Genomic DNA, 7401 nt, shown 5'->3' with positions numbered 1-7401 from the left:
GGCGGTGGGCGATGTCTATGTGACCGCAACCTTCATGATGGTTCTGTCGGCGACGCTGATCGTCGGCAACATCATCGCCGACATGCTGCTGGTCCTGCTCGACCCCCGCGTGCGCCAGTTCGGGGAACACTAGATGCTGGCCCGCGATCCCTCACCCCCGCCACCCACCGAAGGAGCCGCGATTCCGGCCGCGCATGGCAACGAGAGCTACATCGCGCTTGTCTGGCGCCGGCTGAAGCGCTCCTGGACCGGCATGGCCGGGCTATGCCTGGTCGTGCTGCTGCTTCTCATGACCCTTTTCGCGGAATTCCTCGCGCCTCTCGACCCGAAAGCGACCGATATCGCCTTCGCGCCGCCGCAGATGGCTAGCTTTCACGACAAGGACGGCAACTTCGGCGCGCGGCCAAGAATTTACGCGCTGGCCGAATCGACCGACCTCGACCCCGTGACCTTCCAGCCGATCGTCGGCCCCGATTACGATCATCCACGACTGCTCGGCTTCTTCGTCGAGGGCGCGCCCTACAAACTCTTCGGCCTCATCCCGGCGAACCGGCATTTCTTCGGCTCGATGGACGGCCAGCCGGTGCATTTCCTCGGCACCGACAAGTTCGGCCGTGATGTGCTGTCGCGCGCCATCCTTGGTTCGCGCGTCTCACTGATGATCGCGCTGACGGTGGTCTTCATCATCACCCTGATCGGAACCAGTGTCGGCATGGTGTCCGGCTATTTCGGCGGCCGGTTCGATGTCTGGATGCAGCGCTTCGTCGAACTGGTGCTCGCCTTCCCGCAACTGCCGCTTTACCTGGCGCTGACGACGCTGATCCCGGTCACCGCGCCGACCAATGTCTTTCTCGCCTTCGTCATCATCGTCATGTCGGCGCTTGGCTGGGCGCAGATGTCGCGCGAGGTACGCGGCAAGACGCTGGCGCTGGCGCGCATCGACTATGTGCGCGCGGCCATGGCGGTGGGCGCCACCGATCGGCGGATCATCATCCAGCACATCTTTCCCAATGTGATGAGCCACGTGATCGTCGCCGTGACGCTGGCGATCCCAACGGTGGTGCTTCTGGAATCCTTCCTCGGCTTCCTCGGCTTCGCGGTGAAGCCACCGCTGATCTCCTGGGGGCTGATGCTGCAGGACACCGCGACCTATTCGGTCATCGGCACCTATCCCTGGATCCTGTCGCCGGTCGGCTTCGTGCTGGTCACCGTCTTTGCCTTCAACGCGCTGGGCGACGGCCTGCGCGATGCCGTCGATCCCTATTGAGGTGGCAGGAATGACGACGATCGCGCTCGCCCAATCCTTCGCACCCGCCGTCCGGCTCGACCATGACGGACGCCACGACCAGCCGGTCATCGACGCCCGCAACATCGAAGTCGCCTTCAAGGTCGAGCACGGCATCGTCGAGGCGGTTAAGGACGTCTCGTTCCAGCTCTATCGCGGCGAGACGATCGCGATCGTCGGCGAATCCGGTTCCGGCAAATCGGTGACCGCGCGCACCGTCATGGGGCTCTTGTCGCGGCGGGCAACGGTATCGCCGAGGTCAAGCGTCGACTATCTCGGACAGAACATCCTGAAATTCGCCGAGAGCGCCCGGCGCAAGCTGCGCGGCAACCGCATCTCGATGATCTTCCAGGAGCCAATGAGCTCGCTCAACCCGATCTATTCGGTCGGCAGCCAGATCGTCGAAGCGATCAGGGTGCACCGCAAGGTGAGCCGCAAAGAGGCCTGGGCGCGAGCGCTCGAGCTTTTGCGGCATGTCCAGATTCCCGAACCCGAAGCACGCCTCAAGCAGTATCCGCACCAGCTCTCCGGTGGCCAGCGGCAGCGCGTCATGATCGCCATGGCCTTGGCCAACGAGCCCGATGTGCTGATCGCCGACGAGCCGACCACCGCGCTCGACGTCACCGTCCAGGCGCAGATCCTCAACCTGATCCGCAATCTGCAGAAAGAAATGCGGATGGCGGTGGTTCTGATCACGCACGATCTTGCCGTCGTGCACAAATTCTCCGACTATGTCTATGTCATGCAGCATGGCGAAATGCGCGAGCATAACGTCACCGAGCGGCTCTTCGCCGATCCGCAGCATCCCTACACAAAGCGGCTGCTCGCATCCGAACCACACGGCCGGCCGAAGCCGCTGCCCGAAAAGTCCAGCACGATCCTCGAGGCGAACGGCGTGCGCGTCTGTTTCACGCTGCGGCACGGTACGTTCCTGAAGCCGGACTGGCGCGAGTTGGTTGCGGTCGACGATCTCGACCTCAAACTTTGCCGTCACGAGACGCTGGGCCTGGTCGGCGAATCCGGTTCCGGCAAGACCACTTTCGGCCAGGCGCTGCTTCGGCTGCTCGACGCCAGGCGCGGCGAGATCCGTTTCGACGGCCAGCCGATCCAGGATCTCACGCGCGCCGAGATGCGGCCGCTGCGCTCGCGCATGCAGATCGTCTTCCAGGATCCGTTCTCCTCGCTCAACCCGCGCATGACGATCGGCCAGATCATCGAGGAAGGCCTGGTCGTGAACAGGATCGGGGCCACACGGCGCGAGCGGATCGAGCGGGTGCGTGAGGCGCTGGTCAGCGCCGGCATGCCCGGCGATATCCTGTCGCGGTTTCCGCACGAATTTTCGGGCGGCCAGCGGCAGCGCATCGCGATCGCGCGGGCCATCGCACTGGAGCCGGAATTCATCCTGCTCGACGAGCCGACATCGGCGCTCGACCTTTCCGTCCAGGCGCAGATCATCGACCTGCTGCGCAAGCTGCAGGACGAGCGCGGCTTGAGCTATCTCTTCATCTCGCACGACCTCAAGGTGGTGCGGGCGCTCTGCCACCGCGTGATCGTCATGCAGCACGGCAAGATCGTCGAACAGGGGCCCGTAGACGAGGTCCTCACCAGTCCCAAGACCGCCTACACCGAACGGCTCGTCCGGGCCGCTTTCGACGTGGCGTGACCATATTCCGGAGGCTCACAGTGGCAAGAAATCCCAGGATCACCTTCATCGGCGCCGGCTCGACGGTGTTCATGAAGAACATTGTCGGCGACGTGCTGCAGCGCCCGGCGCTGTCGGGCGCGACGATCGCTTTGATGGACATCAACCCGCAGCGGCTGGAAGAGAGCGCCATCGTCGTCAACAAGCTGATCGCGACCCTCGGCGTGAAGGCGAAGGCCGAGACCTATTCCGACCAACGCAAGGCGCTGTCCGGTGCCGATTTCGTCGTCGTCGCCTTCCAGATCGGCGGTTACGAGCCCTGCACCGTCACCGACTTCGAGGTGCCCAAGAGATATGGCCTGCGCCAGACGATCGCCGACACGCTGGGCGTCGGCGGCATCATGCGGGGCCTGAGGACGGTGCCGCATCTGTGGAGGATCTGCGAGGACATGCTCGCCGTCTGCCCCGACGCGATCATGCTGCAATACGTCAACCCAATGGCGATCAACACCTGGGCGATCGCCGCGAAATTCCCCCAGATCAAACAGGTTGGGCTCTGCCATTCGGTGCAGGGCACGGCGATGGAGCTGGCGCACGACCTCGACCTTCCCTATGAGGAGATCCGCTACCGCGCAGCTGGCATCAACCACATGGCGTTTTACCTCAAGTTCGAGCATCGCCAGCCGGACGGCTCCTACCGCGACCTCTATCCCGACCTTGTCCGCGCCTATCGCGAAGGCCGCGCGCCGAAGCCCGGCTGGAACCCGCGCTGCCCCAACAATGTGCGCTACGAGATGCTGACCCGGCTCGGCTATTTCGTCACCGAAAGCTCGGAGCATTTCGCCGAATACACGCCCTATTTCATCAAGGAAGGTCGCCCCGACCTGATCGAGAAATACGGCATCCCGCTTGACGAATATCCGAAGCGGTGCATCGAGCAGATCGAACGCTGGAAGGGTCAGGCGGAGGCCTACCGCTCGGCCGACCGGATCGAGGTCGAGCAGTCAAAGGAATATGCCTCCTCGATCATGAACTCGGTGTGGACCGGCGAGCCGTCGGTCATCTACGGCAATATCCGCAACAATGGCTGCATCACCTCGCTGCCTTTAGACTGCGCGGCGGAAGTGCCGTGCCTGGTCGATGCTTCCGGCATCCAGCCGACCTATATCGGCGAGCTGCCGCCGCAGCTGACGGCGCTGATCCGCACCAACATCAATGTTCAGGAATTGACGGTGCGGGCGCTGATGAGCGAGAGCCGCGAGCACATCTACCACGCGGCGATGATGGACCCGCACACGGCGGCCGAGCTCGATCTCGATCAGATCTGGTCGCTGGTCGACGACCTGCTTGCAGCGCATGGGGACTGGTTGCCGGCCTGGGCGCGACCAGGCAAGAGCAAGGCTGCCTGATTAGAGCAATTTCAGGAAAAGTGAGAAGCGGTTTTCCGTCCGAAATTGCGTCAAAACAAATAGACGGGAGATTTCGCCGTTTCCGTGAAACGGTGAAATGCCCTATTTGCCGGTCTGCTCGCGCTCGACGGCGCGCCAGCCGATGTCGCGGCGGAAGAAACCCTGCGGCCAGTCGATATGATCGGTCGCCCCGTAGGCCTTTTTTTGTGCCTCCCCGACGGTTGCGCCGGTTGCGGTGACGTTGAGCACGCGGCCGCCATTGGCGACGAGCGCGCCGCCATTGATGGCGGTGCCCGCGTGGAAGATTTCGGCGCCGTCGCTGGCGGCCTCGTCGAGACCGCGGATGACCGAGCCCTTTTCCGGCGTGCCGGGATAGCCCCTCGCCGCCATCACCACGGTCAGGGCCGCGTCGTCGCTCCAGCGGACCGACATGTGCGCGAGCTGGCCGTCGACAGCGGCGTTGAGCAGGACGAGCAGGTCGTCCTTCAGCCGCATCATCAGCACCTGGCATTCGGGATCGCCGAAGCGGGTGTTGTACTCGATCAGCTTGGGGCCTTGGTCGGTGATCATCAAACCGGCGAAGAGGATGCCGGCGAAAGGCGCGCCGAGATTGGCCATGCCGCGCATCGTCGGCTCGATGATCTCGCGCATGGTGCGCTCGGTCATCTCGGGCGTCATCACCGGCGCCGGCGAATAGGCGCCCATGCCGCCGGTGTTCGGACCGGTATCGCCGTCGCCGACGCGCTTATGGTCCTGCGCGGTACCGAAGGGCAGCGCGGTGGCGCCGTCGCAGAGGCAGAAGAAGCTCGCCTCCTCGCCGGTCAGATATTCCTCGACGACGACCTCGGCGCCGGCGGAGCCAAAAGCGCCGTCGAAACAGGCGTCGAGCGCGGCAAGCGCCTCCTCCAGCTTCATGGCGATGGTGACGCCCTTGCCGGCGGCAAGGCCGTCAGCCTTGATGACGATCGGCGCGCCCATCTTTTCGACATAGGCCTTGGCCGCGGCGAGATCGCCGAAGCGGCCATAGGCTGCGGTCGGGATGTTGAACTTGGCGCAAAGATCCTTGGTAAAGCCCTTCGAGCCTTCGAGCCGCGCCGCCGCCTTGGAGGGGCCGAAGACGCGGATGCCCCAGGCGCGCAAATCATCGGCAATGCCAGCCACCAGCGGCCCTTCCGGACCGACCACGACGAGGTCGATCTTCTTCTCCTGGCAGAAGGCGGCCATAGTGGAGTGGTCGGCGATGTCCAGCTTGACCAGTTCGGCGAAACGGCCGATGCCGGGATTGCCGGGCGAAGCATAGAGCTTCGTCAGCAGCGGCGACGCGGCGATCTTCCAGGCAAGCGCATGTTCGCGGCCGCCGGAGCCGAGAAGAAGAACGTTCATGGCCACCTCTTGCTGATCGTCTCCCCGAACCCGCTATTGGTCCAAGGGCGACGGGTCAAGGCATCTTGGCGTTTCGGGGGGCGATTGCACACGGGAAGATTGCCCACATCAAGACGCAATGAGGCAATTTGCCGATGGGAAACCGATCCCGCCCGGCCCAATCCAAAGTCGACTCAGCTCCGGAAAACGACAGGGAACCAGTCCTCGCGCAACTTCTGGCCGGGCTTGATGTGCTTCCCATGCAGCGCATTGTTCTCGCCCGCGACGCGCGCCTGCGCCTATCGAAGGCGGCACTCGCCTTCATCGAGACAGCGAAAGCATGGTTCGCCAGTCACGATGTTTTCACTGCCTGAGCGACAACGCGGCTGCTTGACGGCGCCCATCGCTGCTGCCACTCCAGCACGATGGAAACCATCCAGTCGAAAGCAGCCCAGGGCCGCGTCGCGGACGCGCCGAGCGGCCATTGGGTTTACCGGGTGCTGCCGCGCTGGCTGTGGCCCTATGCGCAGCTTGCGCGCTGGGACCGGCCGATCGGCTGGCAGCTGCTCTTGTGGCCCTGCTGGTGGTCGGCGGCTCTTGCGGCCAGCGCCTATCCGCGGCCGACGGATCCGCTGCTGACGCTGTTGCCCGCGCCCTGGTACCTGTTCCTGTTTTTCATCGGCGCCGTCGCCATGCGTGGCGCCGGCTGCACCTACAACGACATCGTCGACGAAGACATCGACAACAAGGTCGAGCGCACCCGCTCGCGGCCGCTGCCGGCCGGCAAGGTGAAGCGCCGCCAGGCCTGGGCGTTTCTGATCATCCAGGCGCTGGTCGGGCTCGCAGTGCTTTTGCAGTTCAACAGCTTCGCCATTCCGCTCGGCATCGCCTCGCTGGCCATTGTCGCGATCTACCCGTTCATGAAGCGCATCACCAATTGGCCGCAATTCGTGCTCGGGCTCGCCTTCTCCTGGGGCGCGCTGATGGGCTGGGCGGTCGAGTTCGGCGATCTCGATGGCCCCGCCATCATGCTCTATATCGGCTCGATCCTGTGGGTGATCGGCTACGACACGATCTACGCGCATCAGGACAAGGAAGACGACGCCATCGTCGGCGTGCGCTCGACGGCACGCCTGTTCGGCGACAACACGAAGACCTGGCTCACCGGGCTCTATGGCGGCACGCTTGCCTGCTTCGCCATCGCCTTTGCCTCGGCTCAAGTGCCGATGCCGGCGCTGGCCGGGCTGATTGCCGCCGGCGCGCATATGGCGCGCCAGATCATCCGGCTCGACATCAACGATCCCGATCAGTGCCTGAAGCTGTTCAAGTCGAACAACCAGGTCGGCTGGCTGATTTTTCTGGGGCTGATCGGCGGGGCGTTTTGGGTGGTGCTGAAGCCGCTGGTGTAGCGCCTCTCCTTCTCCCCTTGTCGTGGGAGGGTGGATCGGCGCGCAGTGCCGAGACGGTTGAGGGTGTTTCAGCGGAGTGAGAGCTCGGCGTTTCCTGGAGAACCCCTCATCCGTCGCCTTCGGCGACACCTTCTCCCACAGGGGGGGAGAAGGGAAGGGTCGCTGCTATTCGCGCGCGATAATCTCCTCACCGCCGACGACGAGACGCAGGCCGAGATTGCCGGTCCTGCGGCGGGCGAGGAAGCGCGGGCGGCGCATGTTGGAGACACGGCCCTGGCGGCGTTCCTGCGGCGG

7 protein-coding genes and 1 pseudogene are annotated in these 7401 nt (G+C 64.3%); 6 read left to right on the top strand and 2 right to left on the bottom strand.

Going from position 1 to position 7401, the window contains the following annotated elements:
• The 4 genes and pseudogenes from EOA75_RS25430 to EOA75_RS25415 form a co-directional block, all read left to right on the top strand.
• Positions 1 to 133, top strand: a pseudogene (locus EOA75_RS25430) (ABC transporter permease); the annotation flags it as partial.
• Positions 134 to 1267, top strand: coding sequence for an ABC transporter permease (locus EOA75_RS25425; protein ID WP_095823820.1), 1134 nt, complete (start codon positions 134 to 136; stop codon positions 1265 to 1267).
• Positions 1268 to 1277: 10 nt separating this feature from the next.
• The gene (locus tag EOA75_RS25420) at positions 1278 to 2948 is read left to right on the top strand and encodes an ABC transporter ATP-binding protein (protein ID WP_127325447.1); all 1671 of its coding nucleotides are present in this window, start codon (positions 1278 to 1280) and stop codon (positions 2946 to 2948) included.
• Between the two features lie 20 nt (positions 2949 to 2968).
• Positions 2969 to 4336 (top strand): alpha-glucosidase/alpha-galactosidase, encoded by a 1368-nt coding sequence (locus EOA75_RS25415; RefSeq protein ID WP_127325446.1) that lies wholly within the window; start codon positions 2969 to 2971, stop codon positions 4334 to 4336.
• Between the two features lie 102 nt (positions 4337 to 4438).
• Here EOA75_RS25415 and purD read toward each other — a convergent pair whose 3' ends face one another.
• Complete coding sequence (purD, locus tag EOA75_RS25410) at positions 4439 to 5719, bottom strand: phosphoribosylamine--glycine ligase (protein ID WP_127325445.1); 1281 nt, start codon at positions 5717 to 5719, stop codon at positions 4439 to 4441.
• 134 nt (positions 5720 to 5853) lie between these two features.
• On the opposite strand from purD, the gene EOA75_RS25405 reads away from it, so the two are divergent.
• Together EOA75_RS25405 and ubiA are read left to right on the top strand one after the other, a co-directional pair.
• Complete coding sequence (locus EOA75_RS25405; RefSeq protein WP_067327823.1) at positions 5854 to 6072, top strand: hypothetical protein; 219 nt, start codon at positions 5854 to 5856, stop codon at positions 6070 to 6072.
• A gap of 51 nt (positions 6073 to 6123) precedes the next feature.
• A complete protein-coding gene (ubiA, locus tag EOA75_RS25400) occupies positions 6124 to 7107 on the top strand; it encodes a 4-hydroxybenzoate octaprenyltransferase (protein ID WP_127325444.1) in 984 nt (327 codons plus the stop codon).
• A 165-nt stretch (positions 7108 to 7272) separates the two neighbouring features.
• Here the strand turns inward: ubiA and EOA75_RS35205 are convergent.
• On the bottom strand, positions 7273 to 7401 hold a 129-nt coding region (locus EOA75_RS35205; protein ID WP_245466732.1), incomplete at its 5' end, for a DUF6101 family protein.

Origin of the sequence: Mesorhizobium sp. M1A.F.Ca.IN.022.07.1.1 (assembly GCF_003997575.1) — a bacterium.
Lineage (GTDB): Bacteria > Pseudomonadota > Alphaproteobacteria > Rhizobiales > Rhizobiaceae > Mesorhizobium.
The sequence above is the reverse complement of the archived record's forward strand: the minus strand, read 5'-3'. Positions and strand labels throughout refer to the sequence as shown.

Coding starts and splice junctions, on each gene's coding strand:
- EOA75_RS25405 (WP_067327823.1), top strand. CDS start 5,854: ATGGGAAACCGATCCCGCCCGGCCCAATCCAAAGTCGACTCAGCTCCG.
- purD (WP_127325445.1), bottom strand. CDS start 5,719: ATGAACGTTCTTCTTCTCGGCTCCGGCGGCCGCGAACATGCGCTTGCC.
- ubiA (WP_127325444.1), top strand. CDS start 6,124: ATGGAAACCATCCAGTCGAAAGCAGCCCAGGGCCGCGTCGCGGACGCG.
- EOA75_RS25420 (WP_127325447.1), top strand. CDS start 1,278: ATGACGACGATCGCGCTCGCCCAATCCTTCGCACCCGCCGTCCGGCTC.
- EOA75_RS25425 (WP_095823820.1), top strand. CDS start 134: ATGCTGGCCCGCGATCCCTCACCCCCGCCACCCACCGAAGGAGCCGCG.